Source organism: Streptomyces litmocidini (assembly GCF_014649755.1).
Lineage (GTDB): Bacteria > Actinomycetota > Actinomycetes > Streptomycetales > Streptomycetaceae > Streptomyces > Streptomyces litmocidini.
In genome coordinates this window covers 1-13,501 of the sequence record NZ_BMTQ01000014.1, presented here as the reverse complement: position 1 = coordinate 13,501, position 13,501 = coordinate 1, and the positions used below count along the sequence as shown (strand labels likewise).

General features: G+C 74.3%; 13 protein-coding genes. 9 read left to right on the top strand and 4 right to left on the bottom strand.

The window, feature by feature from the left end; all coding sequences use genetic code 11:
* Positions 1–22: 22 nt before the first annotated feature.
* Both IE180_RS26410 and IE180_RS26405 read right to left on the bottom strand, forming a co-directional pair.
* Complete coding sequence (locus tag IE180_RS26410; RefSeq protein ID WP_190159465.1) at positions 23–505, bottom strand: PaaI family thioesterase; 483 nt, start codon at positions 503–505, stop codon at positions 23–25.
* A complete protein-coding gene (locus IE180_RS26405; protein WP_190159464.1) occupies positions 502–1,731 on the bottom strand; it encodes an aminotransferase-like domain-containing protein in 1,230 nt (409 codons plus the stop codon). Before IE180_RS26405 ends, IE180_RS26410 begins: the two co-directional genes overlap by 4 nt.
* A 454-nt stretch (positions 1,732–2,185) precedes the next feature.
* Between IE180_RS26405 and IE180_RS26400 the strand changes: the two genes are divergently transcribed.
* The 9 genes from IE180_RS26400 to IE180_RS26360 all read left to right on the top strand — a co-directional run bounded on the left by IE180_RS26400 (position 2,186) and on the right by IE180_RS26360 (position 11,533).
* A complete protein-coding gene (locus tag IE180_RS26400) occupies positions 2,186–2,905 on the top strand; it encodes a Phenylacetic acid catabolic protein (RefSeq protein ID WP_177181612.1) in 720 nt (239 codons plus the stop codon).
* 311 nt (positions 2,906–3,216) lie between these two features.
* The gene (locus tag IE180_RS26395) at positions 3,217–4,344 is read left to right on the top strand and encodes a radical SAM protein (protein ID WP_190159463.1); all 1,128 of its coding nucleotides are present in this window, start codon (positions 3,217–3,219) and stop codon (positions 4,342–4,344) included.
* A 134-nt stretch (positions 4,345–4,478) separates the two neighbouring features.
* A complete protein-coding gene (locus tag IE180_RS26390) occupies positions 4,479–4,751 on the top strand; it encodes an acyl carrier protein (RefSeq protein WP_190159462.1) in 273 nt (90 codons plus the stop codon).
* On the top strand, positions 4,744–5,988 hold the full coding sequence (locus IE180_RS26385) for a beta-ketoacyl-[acyl-carrier-protein] synthase family protein (protein ID WP_190159461.1): 1,245 nt from the start codon (positions 4,744–4,746) through the stop codon (positions 5,986–5,988). Before IE180_RS26390 ends, IE180_RS26385 begins: the two co-directional genes overlap by 8 nt.
* On the top strand, positions 5,988–6,881 hold the full coding sequence (gene fabI / locus IE180_RS26380; protein WP_190159460.1) for an enoyl-ACP reductase FabI: 894 nt from the start codon (positions 5,988–5,990) through the stop codon (positions 6,879–6,881). The genes IE180_RS26385 and fabI overlap by 1 nt, the downstream gene beginning before the upstream one ends.
* Positions 6,878–7,885 carry a beta-ketoacyl-ACP synthase 3 gene (locus tag IE180_RS26375; protein WP_190159459.1) on the top strand — a complete coding sequence of 336 codons (1,008 nt, stop codon included), beginning with the start codon at positions 6,878–6,880 and terminating at the stop codon, positions 7,883–7,885. Before fabI ends, IE180_RS26375 begins: the two co-directional genes overlap by 4 nt.
* Entirely contained in the window at positions 7,882–9,093 is a 1,212-nt protein-coding gene (locus IE180_RS26370; RefSeq protein ID WP_190159458.1) for an alpha/beta hydrolase family protein, read from the top strand. Before IE180_RS26375 ends, IE180_RS26370 begins: the two co-directional genes overlap by 4 nt.
* Positions 9,090–10,031 (top strand): 4'-phosphopantetheinyl transferase family protein, encoded by a 942-nt coding sequence (locus IE180_RS26365; RefSeq protein WP_229860898.1) that lies wholly within the window; start codon positions 9,090–9,092, stop codon positions 10,029–10,031. Before IE180_RS26370 ends, IE180_RS26365 begins: the two co-directional genes overlap by 4 nt.
* Positions 10,031–11,533: a long-chain-fatty-acid--CoA ligase gene (locus IE180_RS26360; RefSeq protein WP_190159457.1), complete on the top strand. Its 1,503-nt coding sequence runs from the start codon at positions 10,031–10,033 to the stop codon at positions 11,531–11,533. The genes IE180_RS26365 and IE180_RS26360 overlap by 1 nt, the downstream gene beginning before the upstream one ends.
* A 13-nt stretch (positions 11,534–11,546) precedes the next feature.
* On the opposite strand, the gene IE180_RS26355 is transcribed toward IE180_RS26360, so the two are convergent.
* Together IE180_RS26355 and IE180_RS26350 are read right to left on the bottom strand one after the other, a co-directional pair.
* The gene (locus IE180_RS26355) at positions 11,547–12,248 is read right to left on the bottom strand and encodes a GntR family transcriptional regulator (RefSeq protein WP_190159456.1); all 702 of its coding nucleotides are present in this window, start codon (positions 12,246–12,248) and stop codon (positions 11,547–11,549) included.
* Positions 12,249–12,326: 78 nt separating this feature from the next.
* A complete protein-coding gene (locus tag IE180_RS26350) occupies positions 12,327–13,331 on the bottom strand; it encodes a proline racemase family protein (RefSeq protein WP_190159455.1) in 1,005 nt (334 codons plus the stop codon).
* Positions 13,332–13,501 lie beyond the last annotated feature (170 nt).

Below are 13,501 nucleotides of genomic sequence, written 5' to 3'. Positions count from 1 at the left end.
CCGGCCGGCGGCCGGCTCCGGGTCAGCCGGTCCCCTGACCTGCGACCGTCGGCGGGACGGAGTACGTGACGGTGGCGGAGGCCGCCAGGTCGCCCGCCTCGTCCCTGAGTTCGGCGAGGACCACGCAGAGGCGCCGGCCGAACTTGGCCATGCGCGCGTGCGTCCGGAGCAGTCCGGGGCGGGGACGGTTGAGGTAGCTGATCTGGAGCGAGGTGGTGAGCGCCATCGGCGTGGGGCGTCCGAGCCGGGCGTTGACGAGGAGGAAGGCGGCGAGGTCGACGAGTCCGGCCTGTTCGGGACCGGAGATCGTGCCGCCGGGCCGGGTGCGGAGCCTGGCCCCGTCCGCCTCCATGAGCAGGTGCGTCCCGCTCGCGTCGGTGACGCGGCAGGCGGCGTAGTCCGGGAACTGCCGCTGGACGAGCGCGTTCAGCTCGTCCGGCGACAGCGTCCCGGCGTCAGGAGACGACGCCTGCGCGCGGGTCGTGGGGTTCCCGGCGTTCGTCATCGGACGAAGCTCTTCGCCAGCCGGCGGAGCCCTTCCCCGATCTCGTCGGCCGAGTGCGTCGTGAACGACAGCCTCATCGCGCCCGGGTCCGGCTCGCCGCAGAAGAACGGCGCCCCCGGCACGTACGCCACCTCGTGCCCGACGGCCGTCTTCAGGAGGGCGGTGGCGTCGAAGCCCGCGGGGAGGGTCGCCCAGATGAACATGCCGCCCTCCGGCCTGTTCCACCGGCTGCCCTCGGGCAGGGCGCCCGGCAGGCCGTCGAGCATCGCGTCCCGGCGCTCCTGGTAGGCGGCGCGCATCACCGCGACGTGCGCGTCGAGGTCGCTGTCGCGCAGGTAGCGCGCGGCCGCGGCCTGGTCGATGGTGGAGGTGTGCAGGTCGGCGGCCTGCTTGGCGATCACGCAGGCGCGCCGCAGCCCGGCGGGGGCGCGCAGGTGGCCGAGCCGGAGGCCGGGGGCCATCACCTTGGAGAAGGAGCCGAGCAGGACGGTGCGGTCGGCCGCGACGGGGTCGGCGGCGATGGGGGGGACGCGCTCGCCGTCGTAGCGCAGTTCGCCGTACGGGTCGTCCTCGATGATCCAGAACCCGTGCCGCGCGGCGGCCTCGGCGACGGCGTGGCGGCGCTCGGCGGGGAGGGTGCGGCCGGTGGGGTTCTGGAAGGTGGGGACGACGTAGAGGAGGGTGGCCTTCTCGCGGGCCGCGATCTCCTCCAGCGCCTCGGGGATGATCCCCTGGTCGTCGGTGGGGACGGGGACGACGCGGGCGCCCGCGAAGCCGAAGGTCTGCAGGGCGGCCAGGTAGCAGGGGTTCTCGACGAGGACGACGCCGCCCGGTTCGACGAGGGCGGTGGTGAGGAGCGTGAGGGCCTGCTGCGAGCCGGTGGTGACGAGCAGGTCGTCGGCGTCCGTGGGCAGTCCGCGCGCGGTGAGCCGGTCGGCGACGGCGGCGCGGAGGTCCGGGTCGCCCTCGGTGGTCGAGTACTGGAGGACGTGCCGCGGGTTCTCCGTGAGGACCCGGTCGTACGCCGCGCGGATCCCGTCGATGTCGAACAGCTCGGGGGCGGGCAGGCCGCCGGCGAACGAGATCACCTCGGGCCGTGCCGTGAGCGCCAGGATCTCCCGTACCGGCGACGAGCCGACGCCGGCCAGCCGTGAGGCGGTGGCCGGCGCGGGCGCCGAGGAGGCGGAGGGGGTGGCGTTCGTGGGCGCGGAGGCGGCAGAAAGCATGGCGCCAGCATATAGAGATTCAAGGCGGTGTCCAGGTCGTTCGATTGCTGCCGGGCGTGGCCGAGTTGACACTCTTCCGGGTCCCGTACGGAGCGAATTCCCGCCCTGCCAGGGGCTTGGTCCGGGCTTGTGCCGGGTCCGATTCGGCCACTCTGCGGGCCGTGGAAATCCGGCCGCGTGCAGTGAATTCGGAAGATCGGGCTCCCCCTTCCTTTCTCCCTGGTCGGCACCGGAAAGGGTGGGCGGGGCGATCTTCCTCCGGGCTGTCCGACGCGCCGCACGCGGTTCTTGATCGGGTTCTCCGCACGCCGGGGGCGACTCGGGGAAATCGGCCATTCCGGTACCCGGTCTCATTGATGGACCGCTGTGCCGTGGATAGCGTTCGACCGCTCCACCACCGCGATGTCAGCGGTCTTTCGGGTCGAAGTCGAACGAGCGAGGCGAGTGGATCACCATGGCATCTTCCGTTCCCGTCGACGAGGCAGTCGTCGTCCGCACCCCCGAGGAATTCCTCGCCATGCCCGAGGACTACCGCGAGATCGCCGTGCGGGGAATGATCGTCAACACCGAGGGTGAACTGTCCGGCGCCGACGACTACATCCAGGTGTTCCTGCCGCTGGCGCCGAACGCCGAGGAACGGCAGGTGTGCGCCGAACGCGCCGTCGAGGAGTACGACCATTACAAGATCGGCAAGAGGATCCTGGCCGACATCGGCGTGGACACCGGGTACATGGAGCAGCAGCGACTCGCGGACCGTGATCTCTTCGCCGGCCACGAGTTCCACACCTGCACCACCTGGGCGGAGCGCGGAATCTTCTCGTACATCGGCGAGGAGACCGCGATGGTGATGATCTCCGAATTCGCGCAGAGCAGTTACAAGCCGTGGGCCGAGGCGGTGCGCACGATCATCCTCGACGAGAAGGTGCACATCGCGCACGGCGCGCGGGTCTGCCGGAATCTCGCCCGCACCGAGGAGGGCCGCGAGGAACTCCAGCAGGGTCTCGACCGATTGTGGCCGGGATTCAACCGGATCTTCGGCAGCGCGCGTTCGGAGAGGTCGAAGCTCGCGGTCCGTTTCGGTCTCCGGCAGACCACCAACGGGGAGGCGCGCGACATCTGGCGGGCGAAGGTCACCCCGCGGATCGAGAACCTCGGCCTGAAGGTCCCCGAGTAGCCGGCACGGCGAGGCGCCCGCACGAGGCGCCCGCACGGAGCCCGGCTCCCCGTACCGGCGGAGCCCGGCTCCCCGTACCGGCGGAGCCCGGCTCTCCCCGTACCGGCGGAGCCCGGCTCTCCCCGTACCGGCGGAGCCCGGCTCCCCGTACGCCACCCCGTTCCCCGTACGCCGTCCGGTTCCCGTACGACCAGGACCCCGTACCCCCTGTCCCGTATTCCGTACCCCGTACACCGCCCAGCCCCCGTACGGCCAGAGAGCGCGAGCGCGAGAGACATCGAGCAGCAGTCCGACCGAGGAGTCCGCAGCCCATGGCCACCCCCCTGACCATCACCCCGCGCCCGCTCGGCCGCCGTGAGGCGAAGGAGCGCACCGCCGCCCTCCTGGCCGAACGCCCCGACCTCGCCGAACGCCTGCACAGACTGCGCCGGCTGGGCCGGGAGGTGCGCTCGTGCGAGGTCCACCTCACCAACACCTGCAACATCCGCTGCAAGGGCTGCTGGTACTTCGAGGGCGGCTTCGACACGGCCGTGCGCGAGCTCTCCGACGTCGACAGGATCCGTTCCTTCGCCCGTCGGCTGCGGGACGAGGGGGTCAACCAGGCCACGCTGATCGGCGGCGAGCCGACCCTGGTGCTGCGCCGGGTGGAGGCCTTCGTCGAGGAGCTGCCGTACATCACGATCTCGACCAACGGTCTGCGTCCGATGCCCGTGCAGGGCTTCGAGCACATCGCCGTGGCCGTCAGCATCTTCGGCGGCGGGCCGCTCGACGACGACCTGCGGGCCATCCGGGTCAACGGCTCGAAGTTCACCGGCCTGTTCGACACGGCGCTCTCGCACTACAAGGACGACCCGCGCGTCCTGTTCATCTTCGCGCTCTCCGAGGCCGGGCTGCCGTACCTCGAACCGACCGTGCGCAGGATCGCCGAGAACGGCAACATCGTCACCTTCAACTTCTACAGCGAGCACGGCTCGGACAACCCGATCCGGATCGAGAACGAGCGGCGCGTCCTCGAAGAGGCCCTGCGGGTCAAGGAGGCGTACCCCGAGGCCGTGGTCAGCCACCCGTACTTCATCCGCGCCCTCATCACCGGCACCTCGCACTGGGGGGCGCGCTTCGGGTACGACGTCTGCCCGAGCCTCAGCGTCGACCATCCCGACCACGAGGAGCGGGTCGCCAACGGCAACCCGGTCATCCCGGGCTTCGCCGCCTGGGGCGCCGACTACGAGTCGCTGCAGTTCTGCTGCACGTCCGGGGACTGCGGCGGCTGCCGCGACAGCCAGGCCGTCTACAGCTGGCTGGTGGTCAGCGCCTCCCGCTTCCTGGACAGCGCCGCGCGCCTGGAGGAGTGGGTGGACATCGCGGAGAGCTACTGGCGCCAGTGGCACTGGTCCCCGTACCACGCCTCGAAGCTCGCCACCCCCCGATCACAGCCCTGATCGCGGCCCTGGTCCCAGCCCCTGATCGCGGGCCTGGTCACAGCCCTGGTCCCAGCCCCTGATCGCGGGCTCGAACACGGCCTCGATGCCAGCCCTGAGCACAGCCTCGATCCCCCTCATCGCACGGGAGAGTCATGTCCGAGACATCCGCGACGTCCACGACGCCGGACCGCGCCGCCATCGAGCAGTTCATCACCGACGCCCTCGTCGAACTGGGCGTCGACGAGGGCGACGTCCTGCCGGGGGCCGCGCTCGACGACCTGGAGATCGACTCGCTGGACATGGTCGAGCTCGCCCAGTCCGTCAAGCGGGACCTCGGCGTACCGGTCCGCACGAAGGACTTCGACGGCATCGAGACCGTCGGCCAGATCCTCGAACTGTGCTACCGGAAGGCCGGAGTTGAGTGATCCGCAGCGGGGGCGGGAGGTCGTCGTCACCGGCTTCGGCGCGGTCACCCCGCTCGGCGTCGGCGCCGGCGTGCTCCACGAGCGCGCCGTGGCCGGGGACACGGCGCCGGCGGGCTCCCACCCGGCCGTCCGGCACGCGGACTTCACCGCCGGTGACCACCTGCCGCGGAACCTGGTGCGCCGCACCGACCGGTTCACCCAGCTGGCCCTGGTGGCGGCCGAGGAGGCCCTGACCCGGGCCGGACACCGGGCGGGCGCCCCCTCCCCCTGGCTCCCCGAGCGCGTCGCCTGCGTCATCGGCTGCGGGCTCGGCGGCACGGCCTCCTTCGAGGCGCAGCGGGAGGTGTACGAGAAGGAGGGCGCCGGGTTCGTCTCGCCGCTGATGATCCCGCAGATGATGGCCAACGCGGCCGCCGCCCACCTCTCCATGCGGCACGGTTTCCGCGGCGAGAGCCTGTGCGTCGCGTCCGCGTGCAGCAGCGGCGCGCAGGCCGTCGGCACGGGGATGCGGCTCCTGGCCTCGGGAGCGGCCGACGCCGTCGTGGTCGGCGGGGCGGAGGCCTCCTCCTCGGACCTGGTGGCGGCCTCCTTCGCGAACGCCGGCGCCCTCTCGCCGAGCGGTTCCTCCCGCCCCTTCGACCGGGACCGCGACGGCTTCGTGATCGGCGAGGGCGCCGGGATCCTCGTCCTGGAGACCGCGGCGGGCGCCGCCCGGCGCGGGGCCGAGGCCCTCGGAGCCGTACGGGGGTACGCGGCGACCTCCGACGCCCATCACGTCACCGCGCCCGCCCCCGACGGCGGGCCCGCGGCCCGGGCGGTCACGCTCGCGCTGCGGGAGGCCTCGGTGGCGCCCGGGGAGCTGGCGTACGTCAACGCCCACGGGACCGGCACCGCCCTCAACGACCGTCTGGAGTGCGAGGCGCTGCGGCAGGCCCTCGGAGCCGACGTCCTCGCGGAGCTGCCGCTCTCCTCCGGCAAGGGCGCCCTCGGGCACCTCTTCGGGGCGGCGGGCGCGGTCGAGGCCGTCGCCACCCTCCAGGCGCTGCGGCACGGCGTGGCGCCCCCGACGGCGGGGCTGCGCCACCCCGACCCGGCGCTCGGCCCGCTCGACCTCGTCCGGGCGGCGCGGAAGCTCACCACCCGCGCGCGTACGGGCGTGCTGTACGGCCTCTCCACCTCCTTCGGCTTCGGCGGACACAACGCGGCCCTCGTCCTGGCCGTGGAAGGGCGGTCCTGATGCGCGCGTCCCGCGACCCCCACGGCACCCCCGACCCGCTCGGCTTCTCGGGGCGCCGCTATCTGGTGACCGGGGTCCTCAACGACGACTCGATCGCCTGGCACACCGCGCGGGCGCTCCAGGAGGCCGGCGCGGAGGTCCTCCTCACGGGCTTCGGGCGGACCCGGCGGATCACGGAGGCCGCGGCCTCGGGCCTGCCGTACCCGGCCGACGTCCTGGAACTGGACGTGACGCGTCCCGAGGACCTGGACGCACTCACGAAGGAACTGGAGCGCCGCTGGGGCGCGGTCGACGGCGTCCTGCACGCGATCGCCGCCGCCCCGCAGTCCGCGCTCAGCGGCAACTTCCTCACCACGTCCGTGGAGGACGCGACGCTCGCCCTGCGCACGGCGGCGTTCTCGCTGCACTCGCTGACCACCGCGCTCGCCCCGCTGCTGCGCGAGGGCGGCGGCGCGGGCGCGGCCAGGGGCAGCGTCGTCGGGCTCGACTTCGACTCGTCCGGGGCCTGGCCGGGATACGACTGGATGGGGGTCGGCAAGGCCACGCTCGGTGCGGTCTGCCGCTACCTCGCGCTCTACCTGGGGCACTCCGGCATCCGCGTCAACCTCGTCGCCGCCGGCCCGGTCGAGACCGTGGCCGGGCGGGCCGTCAGCACCTTCGACCGGATCGCCGACCGCTGGGAGCAGGAGGCGCCGCTCGGCTGGAGCCGCGCCGATCCGGCCCGGCTCGTCGGCCCCGTCCTGTTCCTCCTCTCGGATCTGGCGGCCAGCGTCACCGGGGAGATCGTGCATGCGGACGGCGGGATGCACGCCGTCCGCATGGGGGCCGGCGCCGTCGGCGAGCCCCCGGGCCTCGGCGCCCCGCCCCGCGCCGGCAAGGAGGACCGCTCATGACCGCGGCGATCGTCGGCGTCGGCTCGGCGCTGCCCGAACGGGTCGTGCCCAACAGTCACTTCGAGGCCATCGGCTCGTCCGACGAGTGGATCGTCAAGCGGACCGGGATCCGGCAGCGCCACTTCCTGCCGGAGGACGGGCACCTGGCCGACCTCGCCCTGGCCGCCTCCCGGACGGCCCTCGCCTCGTCGGGTCGCACCGCGCGCGAGGTGGGACACGTCGTCGTGGCGACCACGACGCCCGACCGGACGACGCCGGGACTCGCCGTGGAGGTGGCCGCCCGGCTCAGCGCGGACCGGGCCGCCGCGTTCGATCTGCACGCCGCCTGCGCCGGGTTCGTGTACGCCCTGGACCACGCCGTCGCCCTGATCGAGTCGGGCCGGGCGACCACCGTGCTGGTCTGCGGCGCCGAGGCGCTCACCCGGATCACCGACCACGAGGACCGCTCGACGGCGGTGCTGCTCGGCGACGGCGCCGGGGCGGTGGTCGTGGCGGACGTGGCGGACGCGGCCCCGGGTTCCTCCGCCGGGACGCGCACGGGCCCCTTCGTCGAGCCCGCGTTCCGGCTCGGCTCGGACGGGGAGCTGGTTCCGCTGCTCTACGCCGACCGGTACGACCGGAAGCTGCGGATGGACGGGCCCGAGATCTTCGTCCAGGCCGTGGAGCGGATGAGCGAGGCGGCCCGGGACGTCCTCGCGCGGCGGGAGCTGACCGCCGACGACGTCGACCTGTTCGTCGCCCACCAGGCCAACGCGCGCATCGTGCGCGCGGTGGGCAAGGAGCTCGGCGTCGCGCCGGAACGGCTCTACCTGAACGTCGACCGGGTCGCCAACACCTCCTCCGCCTCCATCCCCCTCGCCCTCCACCAGGCCTGGCGGGAGGGCCGCCTCGGCCCGACGGGCCTGCTCGGGGTGGCGGCGTTCGGCGCGGGCGTGACCTGGGGCGCCGGGGTGATCGGCTGGCGCCTGCCGGAACCGGAGGCCGATCCCGTGGAGGCGGGATGAGGTCCTCCCCCTTCCCCGTACTCGCCGAGCTCACCGCCCCGGACGGCGCCACGCTCGTGGTCCGGGTCCACGCGCGGCCCGATCCGACCGCTCCGGTCGTGGTCGTCCTCCCCGCGATGGGCACCGCGGCACGCCACTACACCCCGCTGGCGCGGGCGCTGCACCGGCGGGGTGCGACCGTGGTGACGACGGACCTGCGCGGCCACGGCGAGAGCACCCCGGTCCCGGCGCGCGGGATCCGCTTCGGCTACCGCGAGCTCGTCGAGCACGACGTCGGCGCGGTCCTCGACGCCGTCGAGCGCGCCTTCCCCGACGCGCCGAGGCTGCTGCTCGGCCACAGTCTCGGCGGCCAGCTCGGCCTGGTGCACTGCGGGCTGCTCCGGCCCCGCCTCGCGGGGGTCGTGCTGGTGGCCAGCGGTTCGGCGTGGTGGCGCGCGCTCGGCACGGGGGCGGACCTCCGGGCGGGTGCGCGGTGGCTCGTGCGGAGCCTGCTGTGCGTGGCAGGAGCGGAGCTGCTCGGGTACTGGCCGGGGCACCGGTTCGGGTTCGGCGGGCGCGAGTCCGTGGGCGTGATGCGGGACTGGGCGCGGCAGATGCGGACCGGGCGGTACGGGGCCGGGGGCGCCGCCGCCGACTACGAGGCGGCGCTGGGGCGCGTCGACCTGCCCGTGCTCGCCGTCGACGTCGAGGGCGACGCGCTGGCGCCGCCGCGGGCCGTGGACCACCTGTGCGGGAAGCTCGCCTCGGCCCGGGTCCGGCGCTGGAGCTACCGGGCCTCGGACGCGGGCGGCCGGCGGCTCGACCACTTCCGCTGGATCCGGCACAACGCGGGACTCGTCGACCGGATCGCGGCGTGGGCGGATTTCCCGACGGTGACCGCGGCCGGCTCCGGCGTCGCCTCGGCGGGGGCGGCCGGATCCGGCGCCGCCTCGCCGCGCACGGCAGGGCCCGGCACCGTCAGGGCGGGCACGGTCGGCCGGCAGGGCGCCGCCTCGCCGCACACGGCCGGACCCGACACCGCCACGGCAGGCACGGCCGGACCCGGCGCCGCCTCGCCGCACACGGCCGGACCCGACACCGCCACGGCAGGCACGGCAGGCACGGCCAGGCGGCAGGGCGCCGCCTCGCCGAACACGCCCGAGCCCCGCGTCGTGCCTCCGGTACCGGCCGCGGACCGTGGCAGCACGCCGTCGGGTGCCCGGGCGTGAGCGTACGGAGCGAGGAGTTCCTCCTGCTCGGCGCGCTGCTGCCCGAGCGGGTGCACTGGGCCGAGGAAACCGGGCCGGTGGACGGGCCCGGGACGGACGACGGGCCCCGCCCCCCGTGGCTCTTCGCCGAGGAGGAGGCCCTGATGGCGCGTGCCGCGCCCGGCAGGCGGCGCGAGTTCGCGACGGCCCGGCTCTGTGCCCACCGGGCGCTCGCGGGTCTCGGGGTCGCGGCGGCCCCGCTCCTGCGGGGGCGGCGCGGAGCGCCGGCGTGGCCCGCGGGCACCGTCGGCAGCATCACGCACTGCGCGGGGTACCGGGGCGCGGCGGTGGCGTCGGCCGCCGGTTTCCTCGGCCTCGGCATCGACGCCGAGCCGCACGCGCCGCTGCCGTCCGGGGTCCGCGAGGAGGTGGTCTTCGGCCCGGAGCGGGCGCGGCTGCGCGAACTGGCCGCCCGGCGGCCGGACATCGCCTGGGACCGGCTGCTGTTCAGCGCGAAGGAGTCCGTCTACAAGGCCTGGAGCGGATACGGGGGCGCCTGGCTCGGCTTCGAGGAAGCCGAGGTGTCATGGCGGCTCGACCCGTCCGAGGGCCCGCGGCCTCCCGCACGCGCGCGGGACGACCACTCGCTGCCTCCCGCACGCGCGCGTGGCGGCCACTCGTGTCCGTCCGCACCCGCGCACGGCGACCGTCCGCGTCTCCCCGCACCCCCGCACGGCGCCCCTCCGCCTCCCCCCGCACGCGTGCGTGCGGGGCTTCCCCGGGCCTCCGGTCGCTTCTGGGCGCGGCTTCTGGTGCCGGTGCCCGCGGGGCCGTGTCCCTTGCCGCGCGTGCTGCCCGGGCGCTGGCTCGTCCGCGGGGGCCTGCTGCTGACCGCTGTGGCCGTCCCCCGCCCCGTACCGCTTCCTCCGCACCGCACGGCCCCGAAGGAGTACCGCTGATGAGCGTCGACGACGGCACCGTTCCCGCGCTGCTCGCCCGGAGCGCGGCCGTGCACCCCGACAGGGCCGCGCTGCGTCTCGGCGCCGAGACGCTGACGTACGGCGCGCTCGACGACCTCGCCCACCGCGCCGCCGCGCTGCTCCACGCGCGCGGGGTCGGTCCCGGGGACCGGGTGGCCCTCATGCTGCCGAACAGCACGCTGTTCGCCGTGCTCTACTACGGCATCCTGCGGGCGGGCGCGATCGTCGTCCCGCTCAATCCGCTGCTGCGGGCGGGCGAGGTCCGCCACTGTCTGGCGGACGCCGAGGCCGCGCTGCTCCTGTCCTGGCACCGGGACGGCGAGGAGGCGGCCGAGGGCGCCCGGCTGGCGGGCACCCCGCACCTGGCGGTCGAACCGGCCGCGTTCACGGCGCTGCTGGCCGGCCACGCGCGCGTGGCACCCGCTTGCCGTGCCCCGGAGGACACGGCGGTCGTGCTCTACACCTCCGGCACGACCGGGGCGCCGAAGGGCGCCGAGCTCACCCACCGCAACATCCGGCGCAACGTCGACGAAGGCGTGCGGGTCCTGGCGCTCGGCCCCTCGGACACGGTCTTCGGCGGTCTGCCCCTCTTCCACTCCTTCGGGCAGGTGATGGGACTCAACTGCGCGGTGTCGGTGGGTGCCTGTCTGACGCTCATGGCCCGCTTCGACCCGGCGGGCGCGCTCGCGCTCGTCGCCCGGGACCGGGTCACGGTCTTCCTCGGCGTCCCCACCATGTACGGGCTGCTGCTGCGGCACCCGGACCGCGCGGCCCACGACGTCTCCTCGCTGCGGGTCTGCCTGTGCGGCGGCTCGCCCCTCCCGGTGGCGGTGCTGACCGGGTTCGAGTCGGACTTCGGCTGTGCCGTGCTGGAGGGGTACGGGTTGTCCGAGTCGTCTCCGCTGGCCTGCGTGAACCGGATCGACCGGCCGCGCTCCCCCGGCACGATCGGCATCCCGATCGAGGGGGTGGAGATGCGGGTGGTGGACCGGGACGGCAAGGAGGTCCCGGACGGCGAGGTCGGCGAGCTCGTCGTCCGGGGGCACAACGTCATGAAGGGCTACTGGCGCCGTCCGGAGGCCACCGCCGAGACGGTACGGGACGGCTGGCTGCACACCGGTGACCTCGGCACCCGGGACGCGACCGGCGACTTCCGGGTGGTCGACCGCCTCAAGGACGTCGTGATCCGGGGCGGGTTCAACGTGTATCCGAGGGAGGTGGAGGAGGTCCTCCACCTCCACCCGTGCGTGGCGGAGGCCGCCGTCCTCGGCGTCCCGCACCCGGTGCACGGGCAGGAGGTCGCCGCCGCGGTCGTCCTGCGGCCCGGCGGCCGGGTCTCCCCCGCCGAGCTGCGCGCCCATGTGCGGGAGCGGCTCGCCCCGTACAAGTACCCGCGCCGGATCTGGCTCGCGGACGCCCTTCCGAAGGGGCCGACGGGAAAGGTCCTCAAGCGGGCGATCGTCCCGCCGGAGGGTGCGTGAGGGGGCCTGCCGGTCAGGACGGGCCGTCTCCGGCCTCCGGTTCGTCGCCCGCCTCGGGGTCGGCCCACAAGGAACGCACATGGCCGAGGTGGCGACGGGCGCAGGCCTCGGCGCCGGGCGCGTCCCCGGCGATCATCAGGTCGAGGAGTTCGAGGTGCTCCTCGGCGGAGGAGACGAGCTTGCCGGCCTCGTCGAGGCCGGTCAGTCCGTAGAGCCGGGAGCGCTTGCGCAGGTCGCCGACGGTCTCGACGAGCCGCTCGTTCCCGGAGAGGGCGAGCAGGGCGAGGTGGAAGCGGCGGTCCGCCTCCAGGTAGCCGATGAGGTCGTGCTCGCGGGCGCGCGAGACGATCTCCTCGGCGACCGGGCGCAGTTCCTCCAGCCGTTCCCGGGGGGCGGTGCGGGTGACCCGGCCGATGGTGGGGACCTCGATGAGGGTCCGCAGCTCCGTGTACTGGTCGAGGTCACGCTCGCTGACCTCGGTGATGCGGAAGCCCTTGTTGCGGACGGGCTCGACCAGGCCCTCGCGGGCCAGGTCGAGCATGGCCTCGCGGACCGGGGTCGCGGAGACGCCGAGGTCGCTCGCGAGGCCGGGGGCCGAGTAGACCTGGCCGGGACGCAGTTCCCCGGCGATCAGGGCTGCGCGGAGGGCGTGGCCGACCTGGTCGCGGAGCCGTTCCTGGGCTCTGACGAGGCCGTACTGTTTCAGGTCACCCATCGTGCGTCCTCCGAGAAGTCACGGAGGAGCATCGTACAATGTCACGTTTCCCCGCCGTCCCGGGCGACCGCGGGCGGCTCAGAGCAGGAATCCGGCGGGGAACGGGTCGTCGGGGTCGAGGAAGTACTGGGCCGTGCCGGTGATCCAGGCGCGGCCGGTGACGGTGGGGACGACTGCGGGCAGCCCGCCCACGACGGTCTCGCCGACGATGCGTCCGGTGAACTCGGTGCCGATGAAGGACTCGTTGACGAAGTCGGTGTGCGGGGCGAGGAGTCCGCGCGCGTGGAGCTGGGCCATGCGGGCGCTGGTGCCCGTGCCGCACGGGGAGCGGTCGAACCAGCCGGGGTGGATGGCCATGGCGTGGCGCGAGCGGGTCGCGTCGGAGCCGGGCGCGGTCAGGTAGACGTGCTTCACTCCGGCGAAGGCCGGGTTCTCGGGGTGGACGGGACGGTCGGGACCGGCGTTGACGGCGTCCATGATCGCGAGTCCGGCGGCGAGCAGTTCGTCCTTGTGGGCGCGGTCGAACGGCAGGCCCAGCGAGTCGAGGTCGACGAAGGCGTAGAAGTTGCCTCCGTACGCGAGGTCGTAGGTGACCGTCCCGTGTCCGGGCACGTCCGCCTTGAGGTCGAGGCCGACGGAGAAGGCGGGGACGTTGGTGAGGGTCACGGAGCGGGCCCGGCCGTCCTCGACGCGGACGTCGACGCTCACGAGCCCGGCGGGGGTGTCGAGTCGGACGGTGGTGACGGGTTCGACGACCGGCACCATGCCCGTCTCGACGAGGACGGTGGCGACGCCGATGGTGCCGTGGCCGCACATCGGCAGCAGACCGGACACCTCGATGTAGAGGACGCCGTAGTCGGCGTCGGGGCGGGTGGGCGGTTGGAGGACGGCGCCGCTCATCGCCGCGTGGCCGCGCGGTTCGTACATGAGGAGGGTGCGGACGTGGTCGAGGTGCTCGGCGAAGTGGAGCCTCTTCTCGGCCATGGTGGCGCCGGGGACGATGCCGAAGCCGCCGGTGACGACGCGGGTGGGCATGCCTTCGGTGTGGGAGTCCACCGCGTGGTAGACGTGGCGGGTGCGCATGGGGTCCTCTTCCGGTGGGTGGGTGGGTGGCTCTACGCGTGGCCCTCGGCGAGGGCCTTCTCCGTGGCGGCGCGGACGACGGCCTCCTGTCCGGGCGCGAGCGGGTGGCGCGGCGGCCGGGTGGGGCCGCCGGGGCGGCCGGCGAGGTCCATGGAGAGTTTGATCGCCTG

What these genes read in the sequence shown, in the direction of transcription:
- IE180_RS26410 (WP_190159465.1), bottom strand. Translation starts at nt 505, where the DNA reads ATGACGAACGCCGGGAACCCCACGACCCGCGCGCAGGCGTCGTCTCCT.
- IE180_RS26405 (WP_190159464.1), bottom strand. Translation starts at nt 1,731, where the DNA reads ATGCTTTCTGCCGCCTCCGCGCCCACGAACGCCACCCCCTCCGCCTCC.
- IE180_RS26400 (WP_177181612.1), top strand. Translation starts at nt 2,186, where the DNA reads ATGGCATCTTCCGTTCCCGTCGACGAGGCAGTCGTCGTCCGCACCCCC.
- IE180_RS26395 (WP_190159463.1), top strand. Translation starts at nt 3,217, where the DNA reads ATGGCCACCCCCCTGACCATCACCCCGCGCCCGCTCGGCCGCCGTGAG.
- IE180_RS26390 (WP_190159462.1), top strand. Translation starts at nt 4,479, where the DNA reads ATGTCCGAGACATCCGCGACGTCCACGACGCCGGACCGCGCCGCCATC.
- fabI (WP_190159460.1), top strand. Translation starts at nt 5,988, where the DNA reads ATGCGCGCGTCCCGCGACCCCCACGGCACCCCCGACCCGCTCGGCTTC.
- IE180_RS26375 (WP_190159459.1), top strand. Translation starts at nt 6,878, where the DNA reads ATGACCGCGGCGATCGTCGGCGTCGGCTCGGCGCTGCCCGAACGGGTC.
- IE180_RS26370 (WP_190159458.1), top strand. Translation starts at nt 7,882, where the DNA reads ATGAGGTCCTCCCCCTTCCCCGTACTCGCCGAGCTCACCGCCCCGGAC.
- IE180_RS26360 (WP_190159457.1), top strand. Translation starts at nt 10,031, where the DNA reads ATGAGCGTCGACGACGGCACCGTTCCCGCGCTGCTCGCCCGGAGCGCG.
- IE180_RS26355 (WP_190159456.1), bottom strand. Translation starts at nt 12,248, where the DNA reads ATGGGTGACCTGAAACAGTACGGCCTCGTCAGAGCCCAGGAACGGCTC.
- IE180_RS26350 (WP_190159455.1), bottom strand. Translation starts at nt 13,331, where the DNA reads ATGCGCACCCGCCACGTCTACCACGCGGTGGACTCCCACACCGAAGGC.